Origin of the sequence: Enterococcus sp. 9E7_DIV0242 (assembly GCF_002140975.2) — a bacterium.
Classification (GTDB): Bacteria; Bacillota; Bacilli; order Lactobacillales; family Enterococcaceae; genus Enterococcus_L; species Enterococcus_L clewellii.
In genome coordinates, this window is sequence record NZ_CP147247.1 from 954,607 (window position 1) to 979,586 (window position 24,980).

Annotated in this window: 22 protein-coding genes; 10 read left to right on the forward strand and 12 right to left on the reverse strand. The window is 40.7% G+C overall.

From position 1 onward, the window contains the following. Positions 1-390: 390 nt before the first annotated feature. Complete coding sequence (locus A5888_RS04495) at positions 391-1,227, forward strand: SDR family oxidoreductase (RefSeq protein WP_086348014.1); 837 nt, start codon at positions 391-393, stop codon at positions 1,225-1,227. A 128-nt stretch (positions 1,228-1,355) separates the two neighbouring features. Here the strand turns inward: A5888_RS04495 and A5888_RS04500 are convergent, their stop codons facing one another. From A5888_RS04500 to A5888_RS04530, 7 genes are read right to left on the reverse strand one after another with little or no spacing between them, the layout of a single operon-like run. Further along, positions 1,356-2,678, reverse strand: coding sequence for a PTS sugar transporter subunit IIC (locus A5888_RS04500; protein ID WP_086348015.1), 1,323 nt, complete (start codon positions 2,676-2,678; stop codon positions 1,356-1,358). Between the two features lie 12 nt (positions 2,679-2,690). After that, positions 2,691-3,965, reverse strand: coding sequence for a DUF4038 domain-containing protein (locus A5888_RS04505; RefSeq protein WP_086348016.1), 1,275 nt, complete (start codon positions 3,963-3,965; stop codon positions 2,691-2,693). Then, positions 3,940-4,848, reverse strand: a complete 909-nt coding sequence (locus A5888_RS04510) for an alpha/beta hydrolase (protein ID WP_086348017.1) — start codon at positions 4,846-4,848, stop codon at positions 3,940-3,942. Before A5888_RS04510 ends, A5888_RS04505 begins: the two co-directional genes overlap by 26 nt. Positions 4,849-4,863: 15 nt before the next feature. Beyond that, positions 4,864-6,321, reverse strand: a complete 1,458-nt coding sequence (locus A5888_RS04515; protein ID WP_086348018.1) for an FGGY-family carbohydrate kinase — start codon at positions 6,319-6,321, stop codon at positions 4,864-4,866. 1 nt (position 6,322) lies between these two features. Then, the gene (locus A5888_RS04520; RefSeq protein ID WP_086348019.1) at positions 6,323-7,264 is read right to left on the reverse strand and encodes a transketolase family protein; all 942 of its coding nucleotides are present in this window, start codon (positions 7,262-7,264) and stop codon (positions 6,323-6,325) included. Beyond that, the gene (locus A5888_RS04525) at positions 7,251-8,087 is read right to left on the reverse strand and encodes a transketolase (protein WP_086348020.1); all 837 of its coding nucleotides are present in this window, start codon (positions 8,085-8,087) and stop codon (positions 7,251-7,253) included. Before A5888_RS04525 ends, A5888_RS04520 begins: the two co-directional genes overlap by 14 nt. Before the next feature lie 2 nt (positions 8,088-8,089). Continuing rightward, the gene (locus tag A5888_RS04530) at positions 8,090-9,496 is read right to left on the reverse strand and encodes an L-fucose/L-arabinose isomerase family protein (RefSeq protein WP_086348021.1); all 1,407 of its coding nucleotides are present in this window, start codon (positions 9,494-9,496) and stop codon (positions 8,090-8,092) included. A gap of 272 nt (positions 9,497-9,768) precedes the next feature. Between A5888_RS04530 and A5888_RS04535 the strand changes: the two genes are divergently transcribed. From A5888_RS04535 to A5888_RS04545, 3 genes are all read left to right on the forward strand, one after another. Next, positions 9,769-10,791, forward strand: coding sequence for a LacI family DNA-binding transcriptional regulator (locus tag A5888_RS04535; RefSeq protein WP_086348022.1), 1,023 nt, complete (start codon positions 9,769-9,771; stop codon positions 10,789-10,791). A gap of 436 nt (positions 10,792-11,227) precedes the next feature. Beyond that, entirely contained in the window at positions 11,228-12,499 is a 1,272-nt protein-coding gene (locus A5888_RS04540; protein ID WP_086348023.1) for a RidA family protein, read from the forward strand. A 314-nt stretch (positions 12,500-12,813) separates the two neighbouring features. Then, positions 12,814-13,497 carry a phosphoribosylaminoimidazolesuccinocarboxamide synthase gene (locus A5888_RS04545; protein WP_086348024.1) on the forward strand — a complete coding sequence of 228 codons (684 nt, stop codon included), beginning with the start codon at positions 12,814-12,816 and terminating at the stop codon, positions 13,495-13,497. A 72-nt stretch (positions 13,498-13,569) separates the two neighbouring features. On the opposite strand, the gene A5888_RS04550 is transcribed toward A5888_RS04545, so the two are convergent. The 4 genes from A5888_RS04550 to lepA all read right to left on the reverse strand — a co-directional run bounded on the left by A5888_RS04550 (position 13,570) and on the right by lepA (position 18,451). Continuing rightward, positions 13,570-14,304 carry a GntR family transcriptional regulator gene (locus tag A5888_RS04550; RefSeq protein ID WP_249274415.1) on the reverse strand — a complete coding sequence of 245 codons (735 nt, stop codon included), beginning with the start codon at positions 14,302-14,304 and terminating at the stop codon, positions 13,570-13,572. 80 nt (positions 14,305-14,384) lie between these two features. Further along, complete coding sequence (celB, locus tag A5888_RS04555; RefSeq protein ID WP_086348025.1) at positions 14,385-15,740, reverse strand: PTS cellobiose transporter subunit IIC; 1,356 nt, start codon at positions 15,738-15,740, stop codon at positions 14,385-14,387. Positions 15,741-15,746: 6 nt separating this feature from the next. Beyond that, positions 15,747-16,244 (reverse strand): hypothetical protein, encoded by a 498-nt coding sequence (locus tag A5888_RS04560; RefSeq protein WP_086348026.1) that lies wholly within the window; start codon positions 16,242-16,244, stop codon positions 15,747-15,749. Positions 16,245-16,615: 371 nt separating this feature from the next. Then, positions 16,616-18,451 (reverse strand): translation elongation factor 4, encoded by a 1,836-nt coding sequence (gene lepA / locus A5888_RS04565; RefSeq protein ID WP_086348027.1) that lies wholly within the window; start codon positions 18,449-18,451, stop codon positions 16,616-16,618. A 286-nt stretch (positions 18,452-18,737) separates the two neighbouring features. Between lepA and A5888_RS04570 the strand changes: the two genes are divergently transcribed. From A5888_RS04570 to A5888_RS04595, 6 genes are all read left to right on the forward strand, one after another. Beyond that, positions 18,738-19,958 carry a GNAT family N-acetyltransferase gene (locus A5888_RS04570; RefSeq protein WP_086348028.1) on the forward strand — a complete coding sequence of 407 codons (1,221 nt, stop codon included), beginning with the start codon at positions 18,738-18,740 and terminating at the stop codon, positions 19,956-19,958. A 62-nt stretch (positions 19,959-20,020) separates the two neighbouring features. Continuing rightward, positions 20,021-20,521 carry an AAA family ATPase gene (locus A5888_RS04575; RefSeq protein ID WP_086348029.1) on the forward strand — a complete coding sequence of 167 codons (501 nt, stop codon included), beginning with the start codon at positions 20,021-20,023 and terminating at the stop codon, positions 20,519-20,521. Between the two features lie 19 nt (positions 20,522-20,540). Next, positions 20,541-21,020 (forward strand): nucleoside 2-deoxyribosyltransferase, encoded by a 480-nt coding sequence (locus A5888_RS04580; protein ID WP_086348030.1) that lies wholly within the window; start codon positions 20,541-20,543, stop codon positions 21,018-21,020. A gap of 26 nt (positions 21,021-21,046) precedes the next feature. Next, on the forward strand, positions 21,047-21,724 hold the full coding sequence (locus A5888_RS04585; RefSeq protein ID WP_086348031.1) for a hypothetical protein: 678 nt from the start codon (positions 21,047-21,049) through the stop codon (positions 21,722-21,724). A gap of 394 nt (positions 21,725-22,118) precedes the next feature. Continuing rightward, positions 22,119-23,063, forward strand: a complete 945-nt coding sequence (locus A5888_RS04590) for an alpha/beta hydrolase (protein ID WP_086348032.1) — start codon at positions 22,119-22,121, stop codon at positions 23,061-23,063. A gap of 154 nt (positions 23,064-23,217) precedes the next feature. Next, positions 23,218-23,568, forward strand: a complete 351-nt coding sequence (locus A5888_RS04595; protein ID WP_086348033.1) for a hypothetical protein — start codon at positions 23,218-23,220, stop codon at positions 23,566-23,568. Positions 23,569-23,690: 122 nt separating this feature from the next. Here the strand turns inward: A5888_RS04595 and A5888_RS04600 are convergent, their stop codons facing one another. Next, positions 23,691-24,710 (reverse strand): hypothetical protein, encoded by a 1,020-nt coding sequence (locus tag A5888_RS04600; protein WP_086348034.1) that lies wholly within the window; start codon positions 24,708-24,710, stop codon positions 23,691-23,693. Between the last annotated feature and the right edge of the window lie 270 nt (positions 24,711-24,980).

Below are 24,980 nucleotides of genomic sequence, written 5' to 3' on the forward strand. Positions count from 1 at the left end.
CTATCCCTCCTTTGATAGTTTTATCATAACCGATAGTTTAGAAAACGCTTCACTTAAAAGTGACCGTTGCAATGGACACTTTTTACTCGTTCATAAAAAAAGCAGCTGTGACATGCTATGTATTATTTCTTTTATCCTTAGAACTGCTTGACTTGAGCGTCACGCTGCACTCCCTTATTGTATTTCCAATAGGGAGCAGTTACAAGCTTTGACTTTTTGACATTGGGTACATTCAACGGTTGTTTTATTGTGCAAGTATCTAGCTTCCTTTATATAAAAAATGACTGAACACAGTGAGACAGGAAATTCTTTTCATTTTTTTATTGACTTGGAGTTTACTCAAAGGATTATGATTTAGGCAGATAAAAACCAACGAGGAGGACAAAGAATATGACACAACAGACATGGTTGATTACAGGTATAAGCAGCGGCTTTGGTTTAGAAATGACCAAGCAGCTATTGGAAAAAGGAGAAAAAGTCATTGGGACTGTGCGACAAGATAAAAATGTGCAAGACTTGCTGACGCAATACCCGGATACCTTCTATTGCGAATTTTTAGATGTCACTGATGTCCCTTCAATAGAAGAGCTAGTACAACGAATCATCCAAGCACACGGTACGATCGATGCAGCTGTAAGTAATGCCGGATACGGACTATTCGGTGCTGCCGAGGAATTATCTAATGAACAAATCGAGCAAATCATCGCCACGAATTTGACAGGATCGATTCAGTTCATTCGAGCAATCATCCCATCTATGCGAAAAAATCGAGCAGGACGAATCATCCAGCTTTCCTCTTATGGCGGGCAGGTCGCATTCGCCGGCAACTCCCTTTATCATGCAACCAAATGGGGGATCGAAGGCTTCTGCGAAGCAGTCGCTCAGGAGTTAGCCCCCTTTGGTGTCGGCTTGACGATCGTAGAACCCGGTGGAGCCAGAACAGAATTTCGCTATGGAAGTGCACAGGTGGCTCAGTTGATATCCGAGTATGACAATACTCCAGCTCATTCTTTCTTATCCATGCTTGACCCTACTAATGGACTTGCGGCAGGAGATCCTAAAAAAATGGCTGCTCGTATTATAGAAAGTGCCTCGATCACACCTGCACCATTACGGCTAGTATTAGGATCACAGGCGTTAGACAGTACGATCGTTGCATTGGAAAAAAGAGTTGCTGATTTCAAGACACAAACCGAGTTGGCAGCCTCAACAGATTTTGCTGACTGATCGCCATAAGTGACTAAAAAACAATAAAGGAACTTTACCCGTATACCAGTTTCAATAGAAAAACACACTGGACAATAGTTCTTGTCCAATGTGTTTTTTGGCTATTTTTAGCAACTCTCTATTTTTCCTTATACTGTTTCCCCATCAGCAGTCAGCTTGCCGCCTTCTGTTTCAGCCGCTTCCATCGCTTCTGCCTGCTCTTCACTTTTTACTTTCTCCTTATCCATGACTTTTACAAATGGCAGATACAACAGACAGCCTGCCAATACACAAATGATTTGCAGTAAGGCAATTTGCCAACCGCCTGCTAAAAAGCCGTTCAAAAAAATCGGTGTGCCGAATGGTACTTGAATACCACTCAATCTAGGGAACAAGCCACTCCAAATCGCCAGATAAGCAACTAAGGTCTGAACAAGTGGTGTCAAAATGAATGGAATCGCCATAATCGGGTTCAAAATCAGCGGCAATCCGAAAATCATTGGTTCATTGATGGTGAACATTCCTGGTACAGCACTTAGATTGGCGACTGTTCTTGACTGCTTCGACTTCGCCAACAATAAAATCACAATGATCAGAGACAGGGTACCTCCTGCTCCTCCGATACCGGCAAACAAATCATAGAAGGATTTGCTCAAGATGTTCGGCAGCTCTGAACGAGCGACACCTGATGCTAATGCATCCATATTTTGAACATCCATCGGTAGATACAACGCTGTGATGAAACTTCCAACAACCAATGAACCATGGATTCCAAAGAACCACAGAACCATTTGAATCAAGACGATGAAAACCAATGAGCCTACGCTGGAAGACAAGCTTTGCAATGGAGAAGCCAACAGCTGATACACAAAATCTGAGAAGGAGCCATACGCCGTAAAGCTGAATAACCAGCTGATGATGATTGCAATAAACCCGACAATGATGGCTGGAATCAAACCGGCAAACGTATCCGTCACAAACTGCGGAACACCGGCTGGCATCTTGATCGAAATATTTTTTTCCAAAATCAGGCAATAAATTCGGGCAAAAACAAGTCCACAGATCATCGCTGTAAATAAGCCTTCAGCACCTAGCTTACTCATATCCAATGTTGTTGTTTCCTCTAACGTCGTCAAAGGGGTCATCATCAAAAAGGCAAACAACGAAACGATTCCTGCCGGTACAGCAGATTGATTGAACTCTGTTGCCAAACGGTGGCCCACCAGAAAAGCGGCGTACACTGAGATAACACCCACAGTCATACTATAGCCGACAGAAAGGTAGCCGCCAAGATTGATGGACGTGATGAAGTTCTTCCAGCCTTCAATCGGCAGTACAGCCAGCAGTAATGCGATCGATCCAATGATGTTGATTGGCAAGGTGGCCATCAAACCATTCGAAATAGCTTTTAAATATCTATTATTCGAGATTTTATCCGCAAAAGCTAAAACATTATCCATATATTTATCCATTTTTTTCACTCCTTATTTCTGTGCAATAATCAGGACATCTTCCAAACAACAGTGTGCTCTAAACAACGTTTCATTTCCTGTAACTTCGTAGCATGGCTTCAATAAACGATTTTCTTTCAAGTCGATCAATGTGAGCTGATACTCAGATAGATCAACACTAAGCTTGATCGTTGTATTACTTGGGATATAGATAAGGTAATGTGTGTCGTTGGCTGTTTTCGCCAGACGAATCTGCTCATCCCCTTTTACCAGCTGTTCATTACAAGGTGCTAGATTTTCGATATGCAATAAATCAAATAACTGCTTCATAAATCCATAATCATTGGCTCCGGGAAATTGTAAGGCTTCCTGCCAAGCCATCGGACTGTCAAACGCTTCCCCGATATCTTCAGCAAAGACGGCTGAATCTCTATGCCAGCTCCAAATCCCATGGGCGCCATAGGTAATTCCTGCACAACCACCGGACAAGACAGACTGCCATGCTGCTTTCCGAACATCTCTTTGGCTGAATCGTCCATACACTTGTCTTGCAAAGCCCATTTGCTCATAGCAAGGCTCCGAATTGATGATGGGTCGCTGTCGTCCCAACTGATAAAAATGCTCCGCAAGTACATAGGGAATATTCGGAAAAGAACTATTATGGCCGGACTGATACAGATAAAAATCTAAATGTTTGATGATTTCCTCCGGTATTTCCTGTAAACGTCCTTTTATATGAATCGTTTTCAAAGTATTGACTGAATGCTTTTCAAAAAAATCAAACGCCTCCAAATAGGTATCAATGGTCGCCTGTGTTGGAAAGTCTGTGTCTCCTCCAATAAAGTAGATAGGATCGAAGGAATCAAAGGTTGCAATCACTTTCTCAAAATACTGTTGACGGTTTTCTTTTGGAAGGATGTTCTTTCCTTTATCCAGCTCACTGGCCCAAGTTCCTGAGACATAGTTTGACCACAAGACAACTAATGCCAAGGTAAAGCCATGCTCTTGTGCGATTCGACAAAGTGTTTGAGCTCGTTCAAAGTATCGGTCCTCCCAGACAGAAAAATCATAGCAGCCATTTTTTTGTTGGAAAGGCAGCAAATCAAATGCACCGTGACTGCGATCCCATTGCGGTAGAATATTGATCTGCAATGTATTGAAGCCCTGTGACTGTCTTTTCTTTAGGTAAACGAGCCACTCTTCTTCCTTAATACTGGTAAAAGCACTCCAGCAAGTATCTGCCAGATAGAAAAAATGCTCGCCTTCACGAAGTAAGGTACGATTATTCGCGCTGATTTCTAGTTTCATCACACGCACTCCTTTCTTTATTTTCATGATCGATATATGGCCGCAGCCAGCCCTCACATAACTCAAACCATTTTGCGACATGGTTATTCAAATGACTGGGTTTTCTTGCTGTCGTTCGATCCCCTAAAGCTAACCCATGCTCACCTTTTTCAAACACATGCATTTCAAAAGGGATAGCCGCTTCATTTAAAGCCTGTCCCAATTGCAACGAATGAGCTACTTCTACTAGCTTGTCTTCTGTCGTATGCCAAATGAACATCGGTGGTGTCTGTTCATCGATATGGGTGAGAATATTTAGAGTACTTATCGCTTCCTCTGAGGGTTCCCTTTCTCCGAAAAATCGTTCATTGGCAGTCAACGGTTGTGAAATCAGCGATGCGCCAAACCCAAAATCATCTATTGAAAATGCTTTTTCCTGATAAACCAACGGATAGCCGACAATGGCTAAATCAATCTTCAAGCGTTCACTTGAAACACCAACTCTTTCAGCTAGATTCAAATCATTCCAGCGTGTTGCCAGCTGTAAAGCCAAATGCCCTCCTGCTGAAAAACCGCAAATTAGTACATTCTCTTCATCTATCAACCACTCCTCCGTTCGTTCACGAATATAATTGACTGTTTGAGCCGCTTCGATCAAAGCGTTATCAGGAATATTTTTTACCTTATCACCTGTTGTATACCATAGAACAACACTATTCAAACCGATACTATTGAATTTCAGTGCAATCACTTCCGCTTCTCTGTCACTGGTAAAGGCATAGCCGCCACCCGGACAGACAATAACGATCGGTCGTTTCTTACCACGATTATATTCCTTAGAATTATGAAGTAAATACGTATCAAAATAGGCCGTGTCGTTGATTCTTATTCTTTTCGTCTGCATAGACACCTTCCTCTCCTATTCGCCTGATTCTCCGTCACTATCACTGAGCTCTTGCTCAATCAACCGCTTCCATTTTTGGTAAGTCCCATATACCTCTTTTTGTTTTATGGATGGTTGAAATCTTTCCTGTGGGATTTCCCATTGGATAGTGGGCTCAGCCAGCATTGCTACACCCAATGCCGAAAATTCCTCCACTTCGCTTACGATAACTTCCTTATTTAATAATGTCGCCAGCAAGCTCATTAAAGGTCTGTTTTTAGATACACCACCATCAATAAATACTTGATTGATAGGTTGATTGGAGACCTCCTCCATCACATCAAGTACTGCTTTGATTTGAAAAATGATACTTTCGAGAACTGCCCGCAGCAGCTCTTCTTGTGTCGTCGTTCGTGTGATACCATTAAACGCAGCTGTCTCTGTATTCTTCCAAAAAGGAGCGCCTAAGCCCTGCAATGCCGGAATAAAAAAGACAGACTCTTCTTTACGCTTTAATAATACCTTATTACACCGCTCAGAGATATCATCTGTTGCAGTGATTGCTTGGGAAAACCAGTTGATTGCATCACCACAGGAACGAATGATTCCTTCTAAAGCATAGGCCTCGTCCTTTTTCTGCTGCCACGCTGTCGTCGTTAAAATCCGAAGGTCCCTCAGGCTATTTTGCTTATTGATTTGCATCATGACAGAACATCCCGTACCCATTGTGATTTTCACATCGCCAAATGCTCTACAGCCTTCACCCAGCAATGCCGCCTGCGAATCTGCCATAACACCGATGATGGGGATTCCTTGATACGCACCAAATACGCTATCTGCTTTTCTGATTTCGGGAAGGTCTTTGTGATCGATACTAAAAAGTTGGAGTAGCTCATCATCCCATGTCTTGGTGTTGATATTGTATAACAATGTACGACAGGCATTGCTGGCATCCGTTGCAAAAACAGCGCCTTCCGTCAGCTTCCAGATCAGCCAACTGTCGATCGTACCTATGGCCAGCTCACCGGTTCCAGATTTTTCTGCAACTTCCGGAAGCTCATCATACAGCCATTTGACCTTAGTCCCTGAAAAATAAGGATCGATCCGTAAACCAGTTTTTTGATTGATCAGTTCTTCCATTCCTTGTTCGATCAATGACTCACAAAGTGCAGCGCTTCGATTGCACTGCCAGACGATTGCATTGTAAATCGGCTCGCCTGTTGTCTTATCCCATGCCAAGATCGTTTCCCGTTGATTGGTGATTGATAATGCTGAAATATCTGAATATTCCAAGCTGTTTTCCTGAAAGAGCAACGTCAGCAATGCCTCCACATTATCCCAGATTTCGAGCGGGTCATGCTCGACCCACCCGTTCTGAGGATAAAATTGTTTATGCTTTTTATCGTAGCGCTGCACTATCCTGCCATCTTTCAATAGCAACAGCTTCGTTCCTGAGGTACTCTGATCAAGGACCATCTGATAGTTTCTTGCCATATCAGCCACCAATGAATTCGCTGGCTGTTTTAGTCAACGATTTCCCATCTAAGCCGTAATAACGGAATAACTCTGGTCCCGAACCTGTAATCAACGCTTCATCTGGAAAAGCGACGATTTTCTGCTTGATGCCCGTTTCCTCTGATAACGCTTCGGCCACTGCTGCCCCGAGCCCGTTATACAAGCTGTGTTCCTCCACTGTAATGACATAGCCTGTTTTTTTAGCGCTCTGAAGAACAGCCAAAGTATCAAATGGTTTCAAGGAATGAACATTCAGAACCTCTGCTTCAATGCCTTGGACCTTCAATAATCCTGCTGCATCCATTGCCTGTCTTACTGTCTCACCTGTTGCAATGAATGTGACATCTTTTCCTTCGACCATCGTCACAGCCTTACCGATTTCAAACGTATAATTCAGTCCTTCATAGCAATCCTGAACTGGATTGCGACCTAAACGGATGTAAGCCGGCAGCTCTGAATCAACTAAAGCTTGAAACATGCGAACCGTTTCAAATCGATCGGCCGGCTGCAGGACCTGTAAATTAGGGATCGCACGTGTCACGGCAATATCCTGTAATGAATGATGACTCATCCCTAACGCTCCATAGCTGACACCACCGCTGATACCTACCAGCTTCACATTTTTATTAGAATAAGCAACATCCACTTTGATCTGCTCGATACTCCGCATACTTAGAAAGCATGCCGGAGAAGCTACGAAGGGATGCTTGCCCATATGAGCCAGTCCTGCAGCAATACTGACGATATTCTGTTCTGCAATACCAACCTCCACTAGCTGCTCCGGCAGTTCTTGTCCAAACGCCCCAAGTGAAGCTGAGCCCCGAGAATCACTGGTCAAAACCAGTAAAGACGGATCTAGCTTGGCTGCTTCGATCAAGACCTCACACATTGCTTGCTTATTTGCTGTATTATTTTTCTCCATGGATCAACACCTCCATTTGCTGATCAAGCTCTGCTAACGCTTTTGTCAGCTGTTCTTCTGTCGGCACCTTATGATGCCAGCCGGCTTGATCTTCCGCTTCCGAGAAGCCTTTGCCCTTGATCGTTTTCGCAAGGATCATTTTAGGTTTTCCAGGCTGATTGGGTTCAGAAAGTACCCGTACAAGCTCAGTCATGTCATTCCCATCTAGCACCTGTACATCCCATCCAAAGGCGCGCCATTTCTCATCTAATGGTTCGATCGACATAACATCTTCTGATCGCCCGCTAATTTGTAATCCATTCCGATCGATAATCGCTGTCAAATTATCCAGTTGATAATTTGCTGCGGCCATCGCACCTTCCCAGACAGAACCCTCGGCAAGCTCCCCATCACCTAACAAGGTATACGTGTGATACTTTTTTTTATCCATTTTTCCAGCTAAAGCAATCCCTACAGATACCGGTAGACCATGCCCAAGAGAGCCTGTGTTCATTTCAACGCCGTCCACCTTATTATTGGGATGACCGATGAGACGAGAACCAAAGCTCGAAAAGGACTGCAGCTCCTCTTTGCTCAAAAAACCTTTATCCGCAAGCACTGCCCACAACACCTCTGCTGCGTGCCCTTTGCTTTGGATATATTGATCTCGATCAGCCATTTCCGGCTGATTTGGATCGACAGTCATAATATGATAATAAAGAGCTACCAGAATGTCTGTACAAGATAAATCAGAACCTGTGTGTCCTGTTTTTGCTTTGTAAATCAGTTGAAGGACATCCTTTCGAATCTCGATCGCTTTCTTTTTCAGCTCAATGATTTCCATCTTTAGTCTCCTCTCAAATAAGCTTTGACTTCTTCTTCGATTGGATCATAAAAATCTGGTTGAATCCCTAAATACTTGCTGGCTTCATATAAAATCGGCACAACATTTTTTCTTACTGCCGCCACATGATGGATATACGGCCCTTCTACCAGCTTGAATTCCAATCGATTCAGATTCTCAAATTCTAAATAAAGATAGGTCCCTTGATTATAGGGTCCATCGATCCCTTTTCCAGTTCCCATCAAAAGAGAATAGTCCCCATGGTCCCCATCAAAACGGCACAAGGTATACTCATCTTTGATTGCACGAAACGCTACAGAACCAGGATAGTCAAAAACGAAATGGCGTGGCGGTAAAATGGGCGTTGTTTCTGCCGTTGAGTAGGCAAAAACACCTAAATGCTGCAGCAGCTCCCCATTCTCATTCTCCGGATGACGACAATTCACATCTGCGAAGATTGCTCGATGCTCTCCAAGTGATGCTGCCTCGATCAACAATTCCGAAATAGCGCCATGAACATCCGTCTCACAAACAAAAGGAATGCCCTCTTCTTGAAGTAATGACAGCGATGCATACGGCAATATGCCGATTTCATCCTGCAGTGCCGTCCAGCATTGAATAACTCCGGCATTACAACCATATGCCGTACAAAGATTTTGCAACGCTACCTTTAAAGCTGCGACCATTTCCAGCTCTTCCTCCGTGATTTGCACCTCCGTATTTTTCTTGAAGTAATCGATCACAGCTGCGATTTTTTCATACTCCTCTGTCTTAGTCCGTTCAATCTCTTGGACAACTTCCTTAATTGGAACTGGAGAAAGTGAAATATTGAAGCGTTCCAATAGCTCGCCTTCATTACAGATCACTGTCCAAAAATCAAAAGGCCGCGGACCAACCTGCAAAATCCTCGTTGCTCTGAAGGTTTTCACTACATTACATACCTTGATGAAATCGTTCAGGCCTCGTTCGAACTCAGGCGTATCGATATCAGAGTTCTTGATATAGGTAAATGGGACATTGAACCTTCGCAAAACCTTGCCGATCGCAAACAATCCACATTGTGTATCTCTCAAGCGTGAGCCGTCTTCTGCCGGTGTTTCGTCCTTCGGTCCCCATAACAGTACCGGAACATCAAGCTTTTTAGCCAGACGGGCACAGGCATATTCCGTCCCAAAATTCTCATTGGCCAAAAATAGGCCATCGACACCTTCTGCCTTAAACTTCGCTGCGATTTTTTCTACCCCTTCATCATCGTAAAGTAAACCGTCCTGATTGATGTCTTGAATATCGATATAGGAAATGCCCATATCCTCCATTTTTTTTCGTGTTAAATCTGCATATTCAATGGCTGCTTCCGCACTGAATAAGTTTCTTCTTGTCGGGGCAAAACCGATCGTGACTTTATCCATTCTTTCCAACTCCATTCCAACGATAATAATTATGAAACGCTTTCTTCAAAATCAGAATAGCATCGTTCAACTGAACAAACAATAAATAAAACGAAATTTTATTAAAAATAATTTTTAGTTTACTAAACTAAGTGTTTTATCGCCTTATCTAACGAATAAAAATCCGAAATTAGCGATATACTGTTAGAGATAACTAAAATAGATAAACTATTCTACTAAATTTATTTGCTTGTTTTTCGGTTGTATGATAAATTGAACATGCGGAGGAATGAATGATGAAATTAGAAGATGTAGCTAGACTCGCTAAGGTATCAAAATCAGCTGCTTCTCTGGCATTGAATGGAAAGCCGGGAGTAAGTGATGAAACAAGACAATATATCTTGGAGATTGCTGAAAAATATGACTACAGTCCATTAAGAAAACGAACAAAAAAAGAAGAACACAAATTGAAGATTCGCTTTATCGCCTGTACTAATGAGGATGTCGTTCCTGAAAATTATGATCAGCTGCCTTTTTTCAAAGAGTTGTTGTCCTATATTTCCACTGAAATAGGAGCAAAAGGACATGTTTTAACGACCAACAGCATGCCGAAGGAGCTCCTTTTCAACGAGCTTTCTAAAATTGAAGAACATGATACCAGCGATGGCATCATCATTTTAGGAACCAACCTTACAGCTTCTCACATCAAGACGGTCAATGAACATTTTGATAATCTGGTTATTCTCGATACACAATGCAGCAGTCTTGATTGTAATACGATTACGATGAATAATTTTCTCGGTGCTTATGATGCAACACAACATCTGCTGGAAATGGGGCATCGAAAGATCGGTTATATCAAGGGCATTCAACGAATCAATAACTTTTATGATCGCAGACGTGGCTTTAAAGCAGCAGTCAGCTCTTTTGGGCTCTCCCCTGCAGATATGCCTAAATTCTATTTGCCTGGGATGGAAATCAATCCGATTCAAAACAAACAGGAGCAATTTTTGGAATTCATCCAGAATATCACTGCTGTCTTTTGTGAAGATGACTATATTGCGATTAGCGTAATCAAAACATTGTCCAAATTGGGCATCAACGTACCGGAAAAGCTTTCTGTCATCGGCTTTGATGATATCTCTGAAAGCCGAGTGATCACACCAGAGCTGACAACTGTCCATGTGCCAATCAAAGAAATAGCTCAAGAAGCCATTTCTTTGATTGAACAGGGAACAACAACATCGCTAGTAAAAAAACAGCTCTTCCTCAACACAAAGCTTGTGTGTCGGGATTCTGTGAGAAAGCTGAATTGATCCGAGATAGAGCGCAATTCCAAAAAAAACTCTTGCTACAGACTAAAAAGCTGTGGCAGGAGTTTTTTTTGGAGTATAACGATCTGTTCGTTCATCCAGTTTCGCCGTTTCAGTATGATTTCTCATTGACCAAAACAATACAATCAGGCAATTGCTGTGTTCCACCATTTTTCCTGCAGTATGACATATCAACTGAGTCTTGGAACGTCAACTCACTTGCGTAGAATTTAACATAACTAATGACGATTTTCCCACAGCCAGCTATCGATGATTTTCACGTTAATTATCCTGCCGATCCGTCATAATAAAAAAAGTTTTCCAAACGCTTAAAAAAACCTTTAAAAACAACAATGAAAGCGCTTGACTAAACTCATGCAATAGATTAGACTTTTATCTTGAACGACAAATAAAATGATAATCAAAGGAGTACACAAGTATGACAAAAGATAACATCGTATTAGCGAGAAACACGGATAAAGCACCTCACCATCCTCTAGCTTCCCAAACGGTCGCATTCTCTCACTATAATAATTTTTCAGCTCAATTACCTTTAGATCCAGAGACTGGTAAATTAGTAGACGGCGGGATTAAAGGGCAAGCGGAGCAATGCTTCAAAAATATTCAAGCAATCATAAATAGCATCGATCATGTAATGAGTGATATCATCAGAATCACTGTATTTGTGACAGACATTAAGAATGTCGAGGTTGTAGATGAGGTCTATAAAACATTTTTCACAACCTATCTCCCTTCACGAACGGTCGTTGCAGTCGCTGCTTTACCCATGAATGCTCTTGTTCAAATCGAAGCTCTGGTTTCAAATGGTGAGGGGACGATCCCTAATGCGCCACAGGCTGGAGACCTGATAAAGCTGACGAACAATACAAATAAAGCGCCAGTTAATGCTCTTTCTACGCAGACAGTTTCTTTTTCTCACTACAATAATCTTTCTGCCCAGTTACCGATCGATCCTAAAACAAACAGGCTAGTCGTTGGCGGCATCAGAGAACAGACCAGTCAATGCTTGAAAAATATTAAGACGATTTTAGAAAGCATTGATGTGCCATTTGATGATATTGTTAAAATTACTATTTTTGTAAAAAAACTTGCTGATATTGATGTTGTAGACGATGTGTATAAGACATTTTTCCCTGATTCAGCAATTGCCAGAGCGGTAGCCTATGTTCCAGCACGATCTGTTGTTACAGCCGCTGCTTTACCTATGGATGCTTTGGTGCAAATCGAAGCCGTGGTTTCGCATGGTGATGGTACTCCTCCACAAGCAATTGAGGATAGACATGGCCTTATCATTGAAGCCAACAATACAAAAGCGGCACCTGCTAGCTCTCTCTCTACACAAACAGTCGCTTTTTCTCACTATAATAATATCTCAGCTCAACTGCCTATAGATGCACAAACTGGTGAGCTCGTAGCTGATAGTATCAAAGAGCAAACAGAGCAATGCCTGAGAAATATCCAAGCGATTATCGAGAGTGTTGATCATGTTTTGGAGGATTTAGTGAAGGTAAATATCTATCTTAAAGATATCGCAGACCTTACTGCAGTGGATGAAGTTTATGGCACCTTTTTCCCTAATGGCACACCTGCCAGAAGAGTCGTAGCTGTCTCTGAGTTACCTAAAAATGCGTTGATCCAAATCGAAGCAATTGCCGGAAATGCGGAAGGAACTCCGCCGATCGTAAAATAGAAAATCAAAACTCCCAGTTATGATGTCAGCGAGAAATCACTGGCATCTTCTTTTATGACACTGTATAGAAAATACGTCTTTTCTTTCTTCAAAACAAATCGTATGAACTCTGCTTTGAAACAATTCTATCGAACGGAAAACACGAACAATAACAATATTTCTAAACATTTAATACGATTTAACCATATATAAAAAGCTAAACACGAACTTTATTCATTTTTTAAATACCAAAAGACGAAAAATAATCGACAGTTAAAATATCCAATGGTATCATTAGTGAAAACACTAGAAATTTTAGAGAAGGCGGGAAAAGCATGAAGGAATTGTACGACGGCAAAACAAAAACAGTCTTACTAGATGAAGAAAACAAAGAGGTTTACTTATTATTTAAGGATAGCGCAACTGGTGAAGATGGCGTCTTCGATCCAGGCTCCAACACGGTCGGCGGCAGCGTTGACGGCAAAGGAAAGGTTGGCTTGACTATTTCCAAATACTTTTTTGAATTGATGGAAAAAAATGGTATTCCTACTCACTACTTAGATGCAGATATTGAAAAAGGAATAATGAAGGTTCGCCAACTGACTGTTCCAAATCTAGAATTTGTTTTACGTTATTTCACAGCAGGTAGTATGTGTCGCCGTTTCACTTTACCGGAAGGACTCCCTTTTGACCCGCCTTATTTGGAAGTGACTTTGAAGGATGATGAACAGGGCGACCCATTGATAACTGACCGCTTATGCCAGATGAAAGACATTTTAAAGCCAAGGCAATATGATGAAGGTTTAAATATTTTAACTAAAGTCGGTGTTGTTCTTAAGGATGCTTTAGCTGAAATGAAACTGACCCTAATTGATTTCAAAATTGAAATTGGTTATGATGCAGATGGAAAAATGTATGTCGTTGATGAAATCACACCTGATATTTGGCGTGTCAAAGATGAAAATGGCAACATTCCCAACCAAATCGACTGTGCACAATTGATTTTGGATAAAATTTAAACGACATAAATTAAGGATGGAACAAACACTCGCAAGTGTTTGCTCCATCCTCTTTCACTAACCAATCTTATATCAATACGTCTTTTTGAACATGAACAATTCTGCTTTACGGTAGTCATAGTAAATTTTTGAAAAAGCCAACAATTTTCCTGAACTCAAAAAGGTATCATCCCTTACTACTAAAGTAGGCGCACCAACTGGTAAGTTGAAAAAACTCGCGCCCGGCTCAGAAAGTTCTTCACTACTGATGACCTTATCTATAAAACCAATCTTGATCTCTTTATCCTGTTCAAAATAATTGAACACCGAATCATATAAGGAGTCTTCTGGAATCTCTTTGATGACAGACTGCAAATAATACGATTTTTCAACCAAATAAGGCGCACCGTCAAGAGCTCTGAAACGTTCAATCTCAATAAGCGGCACATCATGCGGAATGTTTCCATTTTTAGGAAGAAAATCGGCCTCTCCAACACTGACAATTCGCTGACTAGCCTTGACTGTTTCAATTGTATGCCCTGGGCGAGCGATTTCTTCTGTAATCCCCAGGTTATTTTGCATATTTTTGATTGTTTCATGGCGCTCAGGACGAACAAAAGAGCCAATGCCTTGAGATTGATAAATGAATCCCATATCTCCTAATTGTGCCAAAGCTTGTCGTAAAGCATAACGTGATACTTTATAATAAGCCATCAATTGATGCTCACTTGGCAACTTGCCATTTTCATCTGCTAATGTGCCCTCTTGAATTTCAGTTGCTATTTCTGCGACCAGCGTTTTAATATCAATTGGTTTCTTGCGCTCCACTTCGAACACTCCTTTTCAGACTATGATTACCCTCATATCTTATATTAAACCAATCATACCAAACTCTCAATCGTATATTTCTAATTGATAGCTTTCGCTTTTTCCTGTTCGTCATGATACAATTTTCCATCATAAAATTTAATGAATGGGAACCAAATAAGAAAGGCAACCAATGCACAGATAACGGCTAAGAGAAACGCCCGCCAATCCCCACCTGAACCAATAAACCCTGATAGTCCCATAGGTGTTGGCCAAGCAACTTGGGCAATTGGCGGATTCACCAATCCTAGTTTAATAGCAAAGTAAGCGACTGACATCGAACTCATAGGTGCCAAGAAGAAAGGTATCGCCGTATATGGGTTATAAACGACTGGCATCCCAAACAAGATCGGCTCATTGATATTAAATAAAGAAGGTACTACCGCAGCTTTACCTAGCGCACTCAATTGTGCTGATTTTGCAAAAAATGTGATGAAAATAACCATCCCCAAGGTAGCACCAGACCCGCCGATTGTAACAAAGCTGTTGTTAAATTCTCCGGCAAATGGCAAGTTCGCTCCAGCTTGATTTTCAACCATATTAGATAAAACAATCGGTGTCAAAAATGACGTAACGATCGTCGCTCCATGAATACCTACGATCCAAAGTGCATGCATCAAGAAGTAAATAACTAGCAAACCAATCCATGTATTTGTCAAATTCGTTACAAAACCAAATGGTACCGCAATTACTTTAAAAATATCCGTTCCAGCAGCAATCAGCAACCCATTGATAACAATCACCGTCAATGCGATGAGAACGGTTGGAATTAGAGCAGTAAATGAATTGGAAACACCTGTCGGAACAGTCTCAGGCATCTTGATCACCCATTTACGTTTTACGCACAACACATAAATTTTCACAGCTATAATCGACATAATGATCGCCGTGAAGATCCCTGTTGTTCCCAGACGAGTCACGCCTCCAGCCATTGACCACCCATCGATAATTTTTTGATCATCAGTAACCACGTTTACTAATGTAGCGACTCCACCTTCAAAAATCAATTCTGGTAAGCACATAAAGAAAGCCATCATTGACAATAATGCACCATTCATTGGATTCAGATTGATTTTTTCCTCTTGTGCTTGAATCTTTGTATATTCATAACCAAATACAATACAGAAATATAAAGCCAGAATCCCCATGGTTGCCATATTTGCTAACATATATAAGCTTTCAATACGTGCAAATGAAACATCCCAAATCCCTTGTAGTGCTGGAAAACTTTGTGGTAATACAGCAATAATCAAGAACATTGAGCCCACTATTGTAAATGGAATTGATGCCATCCCTGCAGCCATCACGCCACGTACAATTCTTAATTGAGATAATTTTCCCATCGGTCCCATTAAATAGTTATTCAAAAATTTAAATAATTTGTTTTCTGATTCCATTTTCTATCACCCTTCTTTACGTACACTTTTTTCAAACACAGCCATATGTTTCAAATAAGCATCTTTATTGTGTTCAATTTGCCATATGCGCCATTCCACAAAACCACCAACAATACTTCCTATAGTAAGTAACAGAAGAAGCAACCCACGCCCACTACTATTAAGAAAAGGAAATAATACCTGCTGATAGCCAAATAGAATCATTAGCATAGCCAATAAATTACTAAATATCTGTATAGCATAACCTGCTTTAGTTACAAGTAACGTACTAGAAGGCTGCCAATACTTCCTTGTTTGTTCAATAATGATAGCGATATCAATTAGTAATAACCCTAACGGCATCATTATCCCCATAGTTAAATTCGAAAAAGATAATATACTCCAATATAGATTGATAAAGAAAAAAATTGCAGTAAGATAACGAAATAGTAGGAAGCGATTAAAGTGAATGCTTCTAAGTTTGGTTTGTTGGATATTTTCTGATTTGATTGCTGTACTTTTCATGCTTTGTCTGTTCCTTTCGCGTACTTACGGGTATTGATTTAATGCTATATTTTATATCTCACCCCTCTCTTTTGCTTGCAATGACTTGCAAAAACAACTTGTTCGAACAAGTGAATATTAACACAGTATTTTCCATTTGTAAACGCATACGTATTCGGCAATAAGATATTTTTTAATTATTATCTTGTTTTTTTCGTAAGTCAGCATTTACAAAAAAATGTAATTTAATCGAAATTGAACTAGCCCTTTTCAAGTTTTTACTTGTACCTACGACTTTATTAAACTTCAATGTTCTTTTCCAGCATCTCTATTATCAAATCACTCCACAAAAAAAGTACCCCCTTTCGGAGATACTTTTACACGACCATGTCTTATTTCTTCGGTTCATCCTCGTCCATTTTCAGTACGGCCATGAAGGCTTCCTGCGGTACTTCAACAGATCCAATCTGCTTCATCCGCTTCTTCCCTTCTTTTTGCTTCTCTAATAGCTTACGCTTACGGGAAACATCCCCGCCATAACACTTCGCCAATACGTTTTTACGCAAAGCTTTGATATCGGAACGGGCAACGATTTTCTGTCCGATCGCGGCTTGGATCGGCACCTCGAATTGTTGACGAGGAATCAGCTTCCGCAGCTTTTCAACGATTGCTTTTCCACGTTCATACGCAAAGTCTCTGTGGACGATAAAGCTCAGCGCATCCACTTTCTCTGCATTTAAAAGAATATCCATCTTCACTAGACGACTGGTACGATAATCGCTCATTTCATAATCCAGTGACGCATAGCCTTTCGTACTTGATTTCAGCTTGTCAAAGAAATCAAAGACGATTTCTGATAGTGGAATATAATACACCACATTTACACGATAATCATCCAGATAATCCATTGTGATGAACTCACCACGTTTTCTCTGTGAAAGCTCCATAACTGCACCAACATAGTCATTTGGTACCATGATCTGTGCTTTTACATAAGGCTCCTCCACTGAGTCGATCACACCCGGATCAGGGAAATCTGCCGGATTATCTACTACTACCAGCGAGCCATCTGTCTTGTTCACATGATAGATAACAGACGGTGCTGTTGTGATCAGTTCAAGATTGAATTCTCTTTCCAATCGTTCTTGAATAACATCCATATGCAATAACCCTAAGAAACCACAGCGAAAGCCAAAGCCTAAGGCCTGTGATGTTTCCGGTTCAAACTGCAATGCCGCATCATTTAACTGCAGCTTTTCAAGTGCTTCTCTCAAATCGTTATAACGAGAATTATCGATTGGGTACAACCCACAATAGACCATCGGATTCATTTTCCGATACCCATCCAGCGCTTCTTCTGCTGGATTTTCGGCTAAGGTAACAGTATCCCCAACACGCGTATCTTGTACGGTTTTGATACTGGCAGTAATGTACCCAACATCGCCTACCATCAGAAAATCTCTGGCGACCCCTTTTGGTGAGAACACACCAACCTCAGTAACATCAAAGGTTTTTCCGTTACTCATCATCTGAATTTTATCGCCTGGCTTTACTACGCCGTCCATGATACGGACATTCAATACAACGCCACGATAGCTGTCATAAACAGAGTCAAAAATCAACGCTTTTAATGGTGCTTCAACATCGCCTGCTGGTGCCGGAACATATTCTACGACCTGTTCAAGAATATCTTCAATTCCAATTCCTGCTTTAGCACTGGCAAGAACCGCTTCACTGGCATCGATCCCGATCACGTCCTCGATTTCCTGACGGACACGCTCCGGGTCAGCTGCAGGTAAATCGATTTTATTAATGACTGGTAAAATTTCTAAATCATTATCTAGCGCTAAATACACATTGGCAAGGGTTTGTGCTTCGATTCCTTGAGCTGCATCGACAACTAGAACAGCTCCTTCACAAGCAGCCAAACTACGCGACACTTCATAAGTAAAATCGACGTGTCCCGGTGTGTCAATCAAGTGAAAAATGTATGTTTCTCCATCCTTCGCTGTGTAAGTCAGCTCAACGGCATTCAGTTTGATGGTGATTCCACGTTCCCGCTCAAGATCCATCGAGTCCAGCAATTGTGCCTGCATTTCACGAGAAGTGACCGTGTTTGTTTTTTCTAGTATTCTATCAGCAAGCGTCGATTTCCCATGATCGATATGCGCGATAATGGAAAAATTACGAATTTTCTCCTGCCGTTTTTTCATATCATTTATATTCATTGTCTTCCTCATTTCTTTTCAATCAGCAATTCTCATTATAACAAGGTTTTTTGCAGATTTAAAGAACTTTCATCAAATGAAGCGATGATACAATAAGAATCCGTTTTTCTTCCTAGAATAAAGCGAACTTACTGAGAAAGATAGCTGCTCCTCCCTTTCTTCCTTTACTTTTTTACACTATTAGTAGATTTTTCCGCACAGTCTTTTAAAACCCTAGTCCATCCCTGTATGTTTTCTTATTTTTTGATATACTTGTTATAAAATATGAAAAATGGAGAGGAAAAAAATGGATCAGAACGAATTTCGAAAACAATTGGAGCTGAAGCCTGTTGGTGAAGAATACCTTGATCAGTTCAATGAGCTGCTCAGCTATGTCTTCCAATTTACAGAATCTGATCTGGAGGAAAGCGGCTTTGACAACAAACGAGAATTTGTCCGTTCAAAACGACCGATTCTGGAACTGTCCAAGGTGTTTGGCTGGTTTCACGAGAATAAACTGATTTCACAGATATCGATCTATCCTTGTCGGGTAAATATTCACGGAACGATTTACGAAATGGGTGGGATCACAGGAGTGGGCACCTATCCTGAATATGCTAATCATGGACTGATGCAAGATTTAATCCATGTTGCATTGAAAACCATGAAAGAAGAAAAGCAGTGGATCTCCTATTTATATCCCTACAGTATTCCTTACTATCGCCGAAAAGGCTGGGAAATCATGTCGGATAAGCTGTCCTTCAAAATTCGGGATACTCAGCTGCCAAAAACAATTGATGTGCCAGGAATGGTCGAACGAGCAGCTGTCGATCATGAGGATGTCTTTACAGTTTATGACCAGTTCGCTCTGCAGAATCATGGTGCGATGATTCGCAGTAAATTCAACTGGAAGGAATACTGGCGCTTTGAAAATGAAGAGGAACGAACAGCAGCCATCTATTACAACGCAGAGCAGCAGCCTACTGGTGTCTTGTTTTATTGGGTAGCCGAGGAGGTTTTTCACATCAAGGAAATGTTTTATCTGGACCAAGAGGCCAGAAACGGATTATGGAATTTCATCACTGCCCACTTTTCTATGATTTACTGGGCGCAAGGAAGTATCTATAAAAACGAACCGCTGGCCTTTCTTTTGGAGGATAGCCAAATCGAAGAAAAGATCGAGCCTTATTTCATGGCACGCATCGTCGATGTCAAAGGATTTCTTGCTTCCTATCCGTTCAAACGAACGACAGAACCTTTTCATTTCATTGTTGAAGATCCTGTGGCAGAATGGAACAATGGTATTTTTTCGTTGGCATGGGAGGAAAATGGTCTATTAACAGTCAGTGACCAGCCTATCGGTCAGTCTGTCAGCTTGAACATTCAGACGTTGACCTGTTTGTTTATGAATTACCGCAGACCGAATTATCTTTATCGGATCGAGCGCTTGAAAACAGATCAGGAGACATTGGATGCATTGGAACGAATCCTGCCAGATCAGGAAGCCTACTTTAGTGATGATTTCTAAGGTCTGACTAAAAAGATCAACAGCAGTATTTTCCGCCACATCTAAATCGAAGGAGCAAGCAAATGAAACAGATTATATTTATCGGAGGCCCCATGGGCATCGGCAAAACTGCCGTCAGTAAAAGACTAGTAAAAATACTGGACCATTCAGTCTTCCTTGACGGTGACTGGTGTTGGGATCTCCATCCTTTTGTTGCGAATGACGAGAACAAACAGATGGTTTTAAAGAATATCATCTTCTTGCTTAATTCCTTTTTAGAAAACACGACGATTCAAACCATCGTATTTTGTTGGGTCATGCATGAACAGTCCATCATTGATGAACTGCTCGCCGGTTTGACTGAGCCTTTCTTATTTCATTCTTTCTCGCTAATCAGTGATGAACAGACATTAGCCGCACATTTTATGGCAGATGTCCATCAAGGGTTACGTAATTCAGAGAGATTGGAAAATAGTCTTGCAAGACTACCCCTTTATCAAAAACTTGACACAATCTGTATCGACACCTCCGCTTTATCTATAGAAGAAACAGCGGATCAATTATTACATCTTATTTCAACTTAATTTTGGGAGGATATCTATAATGAAAATTTATTTCGCCGGTCCAATGTTTGCTAAGGCTGATTTACTTTATAATGAATATTTGGTAAAAGAAATACGTGCATTGGATGAACAGCTTGATGTATACTTACCTCAAGAAAACGAGGCTATCAACGATAAGGCAGCTTATGCCGACAGTAAGATGATTGCTCTGGCAGACACGGAGAAGGTGCTCGAAAGTGATCTCTTGGTTGCTGTTCTGGATGGCTTGACTATTGATGCCGGAGTAGCCTCAGAAATAGGCGTAGCTTATGCCAAAGGAATCCCTGTATTAGCCTTGTACACAGATACCCGTCAGCAAGGAGCAGATAATTCACAAAAACTGGCTGCGCTTCAAGAAACAGCCGAAAATCAATTTCACTACCTAAATCTTTATACAGTAGGCTTGGTTAAGCTAAATGGTGCAGTATTCAATACCGAAGCGGCATTTTTAGAAGCAATACAGGAATTTATTGAAAAATAATCATTCACTATTCAGGAGGAGAAAAAATGAAGTTACAATTTGAGGACAAACAGGAACGAGTCGCCTTCTTCTTCCTGCTAATTTTCGGAGTCATCACGTTAGGCGTAAATATTGTTAAGATGTTTATCATGGAACCGGTCAGCCAATATCAGCTATTGACAGTAGAAATGATTGCTGGTATCGCTATTATTTTTCTACCGTTTGTCTTTACTCGTTTTACCGGACTGGTTTTTCCGAAAGTCGTTCGCTTATACTACTGGTTCTTTTTATGGATCTCAGTCTTTTTAGGAACAGGTCTGCGAATGATTATCGTGATTCCATTCTGGGATAAGATTCTTCATGCGGTCAGCCCGATCTTATTGGTTGCAGTTGGATATGCATTGATTGGTTACTATATGAAGGACAGTGATTTCGCAAAAGTCAGTCCTTGGCTATTCATCGTGATGGGCTTTGCTTTTGCAGGGCTGTGTGGCGTCTTCTGGGAATTCTGGGAATTCCTGTGTGACAGTATTGGAAATATGAATCTGCAACGCTACATGACCGAAGCTGGTCAGCCTTATATCGGGCGTGAAGCACTGATGGATACCATGGGCGACCTTCTGACAAACACTTTAGGTGCATTGATTTTGACCGTTTATAGCTTTACTCAACGCCATAAACCGGAATATTTTAAATCCTATGCTTTTAGAAAAAAGGAGAAGTAAAAACTTCTTTTTCTGTAAAGCTTCTTCTATTGATCGATCCGCAAAACATCTATTTTATAGATGTGCGGATCGTTTTTTTATTGCTGTAATAGCACATCTCATCTGATACAACTTTTTCCCTTTTACCATCATCCCCTTCGAAAACTATTCTCAGTTTCAAGCCCGGTTTTTGATAAGTAAACGAACAGACTGTCTACCAATAATTAACTTTAAAAAAAGGATAATCTCTCTTTAAATAACAAAAAAACTAAATATCTTCCGCTTTATTTGCAAAAATTTTTATATCTTTCAAATATTATTTTATACCATTTTATTAAGTTTTATTAACTAAATATAGATATTTATTCAAAAGAATGATAGAATGTAAGCAATTCCAAAACAAAGGAGCGTTTCTATGATAAAAAAACATGATTACCATCCAGATTTTGATAAAATAAGTGAGGAGTATGCCTTCCTAAATACGGCAACTATTGAGGATTATGCAGCATTGAATGTAGAGTTGCGCAAATTATGGGCAGCTAACGAAAGCGATGATGAAGTAAAGATCACTAAAACACAGTTTGAAAGCTCTGATGGCTATATGTGTGACATTCAAATCATTGAACCGCACACATTGGTAGATACTAAGGATGCCCCTTGTCTATTGTATTATCATGCTGGTGCATTTTTAATGACAGGTATGGCTCACCACATTGGTTTACTGCGTGAATATGCATTGAAAATTCCTTGCAAGGTCATCTATGTCGACTATCGCTTGTTACCAGAGCATCCATTCCCGGCAGCATTGACCGATTGCTATTCTCTTTTGGAATGGGCTGTAAAAAATGCAGAGACACTTGGCATCGATACGAATCGAATCGCTATCGGTGGCGACAGTGCTGGTGGTTGTATGACGGCAGCTGTTGCTCAAATGGCAAGAGATAAAAATGGACCATCGATCGTTGGCCAAATGATGTGCTTCCCAACAACAGATGCACGTATGAATACAGAATCAATGAAGGCATTCACGGACACACCTATTTGGAATTCTACACTTTCCGATAGTATGTGGGCACTTTATTTGAAAAATGGTGACTTTGGTACACCTCAGTATGTTTCTCCTGTCGAAGCAGAATCATTTGAAAACCTGCCTAAAGCGTATATGGAAACAGCAGAATTCGACTGTCTACGAGACGAAGGACGTAACTACGCACTGGCAATGAAAGAAGCTGGCGTACCCGTTCAATTGAACGAAACAAAACGAACGATTCATTGCTATGATGCTGAACCAAACAGCAGCCTTACGCAAGAAAATATTGCGAAAAGAATCGACTTCTTAAAGAGCGTTCTATACAACTAATTCCGATAATTGATCTAGCTAAAACCAGTGAGGACCGAAGTAGTCTTTGCTGGTTTTTCCTATGAATGAGCCTCTCCATCATTCGATCTATTCTTGACCACGCAATCTACCAAGTGCTAAACTAAAAGGAAATAAAGCAAAAAGGAGTGATAAAATGGCAGATTTGTTTATGAAAAAGGGATTGTTGGTAAGAGATGTACTAGGCTCATATAAAAATGGTGACGTTTACAAAAAGGATGGCGTTTCTAAAAAACGACTAGGTCATTATAAGAATGGTGAAATCTATACGAAGGAAACACTTTTCTCAAGAGACGTTGTTGCTTACTACAAAGACCATGAACTCTATAAGAAAAAAGGGTTACTCTCAAAAGAAATCCTCGCCTATTATAAAAGAGGAAGAATTTATAAAAAAACCGGTCTACTCTCTGAAGAGGTACTTGCCTACTACGATGAAAAAAATGAAGAAGGTGCGGCAGCTGCGGCTTTCTTCTTGTTGAAGCTATAAAAAAGCCTGAATCCTATGTTTCAAACAAAAGTCGCTCAAGCCTTTGTTTTATTCATTTGATTCAAGCTTTTTTCTCTATTTAAAGTAATTGAACCATTTCATGCGCTAGTCCATCAAACAACTCATGAAATAATTTTAGCAACAGCTTCAGTAAAAAGTTGATCTTTCCGCTTGGTCGACATTTCAAATAAATTCGTAGCATGAATCAATGGATTAACCTGAACCTCTTTGCCCTCTTTTTTAAGACTTTCAGTCAGCTCATCAATCAGGCTGTCTCCTTTTCCATAGGAACCACAAACAATGGTGCGAATCCGATCGATCAGTCGCTCCTCCTCACACCCTAAAAACAACAGATGTTGTTGCGTCAATCGCTCATGCTTTTTATAATCATCCAAAAGATTGACAATCGTCCAATCAGGCCATAGTATCTGTAACTGCTCATCAGAAATTTCCGATGAATCAGCCAGCCAATAAAATAGCGTACGACTCGCACAGTCCATATGAATACCTGCTCGAGCAAAATCCGGATAACTTTCTGTAGATAAATCTGGAAACTCAAAATGAACTTGTCCTTCATAGTTTTCTACCACTGTTATAAGTATTTCTCCGGAATTTAGCACCTTACTACCAGCATCGTAGCCGTATAGAGGATAGATCAGCAATGTCCCCTGATCAACAATACTCAGAGCACCTTCCAACTCCTTTCCATCCCCGCAATCGAAACATTCCTTCCACTCTACATTACGAGGTGAAGCACTTGATTCATTAAGCTCCTCAATTTTACTGTACCCCACATATTCCGCTAAATCCAGCACACCATGATGGGCCCACTTGATCAGATATTCTGGCCACATCTCTGATAGCAGTTTCAAATATGTATTGCGAAGGTGAATATCATAAAAAATATCCTCTCCTCCAAAGAACAACAATACCTTCAAATCTAAATCAATGACTGCGCCCCCCTCACACCAAACTGTGTCCAGCCAATATTCTTCTCCTGATTTTTCATGATTTTTGAAAAAAGTAACCGCCTTTTCCGGCCCCCAAAACAAATACGCATCCAATGAGTTCGCTGCCCAATGATCATAATACAGTGTGTACTCACTGTTCTCCATAATAATCAAATTCGCTCGTTGTCCCATATTATTCTCTCCATCTGCCCCTACTCAAAATAGAATATTTATACTAAGGGATTTTTTTGTCTACAACTGTTATGTCCTCACAAAAACAGCAGTCTATATTTACTATAAATAATGATAACAAATAAAAAGAGAAAGAAATAGGAAAAAAGTACTTTGCTGATATTGATGTTATCAAACAAAGTACTTCTATTAATTGATTCATCAAGGCTTAAATTCAATAATCTGTTTTTAGTTTAGCAGAAGCTCTAACTCGTGCTCCCTGACGAACAA

Bases quoted from the DNA above. Each gene is read 5' to 3' on its own strand.
- A5888_RS04595 (WP_086348033.1), top strand. From the start codon at position 23,218: ATGGCAGATTTGTTTATGAAAAAGGGATTGTTGGTAAGAGATGTACTA.
- lepA (WP_086348027.1), bottom strand. From the start codon at position 18,451: ATGAATATAAATGATATGAAAAAACGGCAGGAGAAAATTCGTAATTTT.
- A5888_RS04535 (WP_086348022.1), top strand. From the start codon at position 9,769: ATGATGAAATTAGAAGATGTAGCTAGACTCGCTAAGGTATCAAAATCA.
- A5888_RS04500 (WP_086348015.1), bottom strand. From the start codon at position 2,678: ATGGATAAATATATGGATAATGTTTTAGCTTTTGCGGATAAAATCTCG.
- A5888_RS04545 (WP_086348024.1), top strand. From the start codon at position 12,814: ATGAAGGAATTGTACGACGGCAAAACAAAAACAGTCTTACTAGATGAA.
- A5888_RS04530 (WP_086348021.1), bottom strand. From the start codon at position 9,496: ATGGATAAAGTCACGATCGGTTTTGCCCCGACAAGAAGAAACTTATTC.
- A5888_RS04590 (WP_086348032.1), top strand. From the start codon at position 22,119: ATGATAAAAAAACATGATTACCATCCAGATTTTGATAAAATAAGTGAG.
- celB (WP_086348025.1), bottom strand. From the start codon at position 15,740: ATGGAATCAGAAAACAAATTATTTAAATTTTTGAATAACTATTTAATG.
- A5888_RS04505 (WP_086348016.1), bottom strand. From the start codon at position 3,965: ATGAAACTAGAAATCAGCGCGAATAATCGTACCTTACTTCGTGAAGGC.
- A5888_RS04575 (WP_086348029.1), top strand. From the start codon at position 20,021: ATGAAACAGATTATATTTATCGGAGGCCCCATGGGCATCGGCAAAACT.
- A5888_RS04560 (WP_086348026.1), bottom strand. From the start codon at position 16,244: ATGAAAAGTACAGCAATCAAATCAGAAAATATCCAACAAACCAAACTT.
- A5888_RS04510 (WP_086348017.1), bottom strand. From the start codon at position 4,848: ATGCAGACGAAAAGAATAAGAATCAACGACACGGCCTATTTTGATACG.
- A5888_RS04600 (WP_086348034.1), bottom strand. From the start codon at position 24,710: ATGGGACAACGAGCGAATTTGATTATTATGGAGAACAGTGAGTACACA.
- A5888_RS04540 (WP_086348023.1), top strand. From the start codon at position 11,228: ATGACAAAAGATAACATCGTATTAGCGAGAAACACGGATAAAGCACCT.
- A5888_RS04580 (WP_086348030.1), top strand. From the start codon at position 20,541: ATGAAAATTTATTTCGCCGGTCCAATGTTTGCTAAGGCTGATTTACTT.
- A5888_RS04525 (WP_086348020.1), bottom strand. From the start codon at position 8,087: ATGGAAATCATTGAGCTGAAAAAGAAAGCGATCGAGATTCGAAAGGAT.
- A5888_RS04520 (WP_086348019.1), bottom strand. From the start codon at position 7,264: ATGGAGAAAAATAATACAGCAAATAAGCAAGCAATGTGTGAGGTCTTG.
- A5888_RS04585 (WP_086348031.1), top strand. From the start codon at position 21,047: ATGAAGTTACAATTTGAGGACAAACAGGAACGAGTCGCCTTCTTCTTC.
- A5888_RS04495 (WP_086348014.1), top strand. From the start codon at position 391: ATGACACAACAGACATGGTTGATTACAGGTATAAGCAGCGGCTTTGGT.
- A5888_RS04570 (WP_086348028.1), top strand. From the start codon at position 18,738: ATGGATCAGAACGAATTTCGAAAACAATTGGAGCTGAAGCCTGTTGGT.
- A5888_RS04515 (WP_086348018.1), bottom strand. From the start codon at position 6,321: ATGGCAAGAAACTATCAGATGGTCCTTGATCAGAGTACCTCAGGAACG.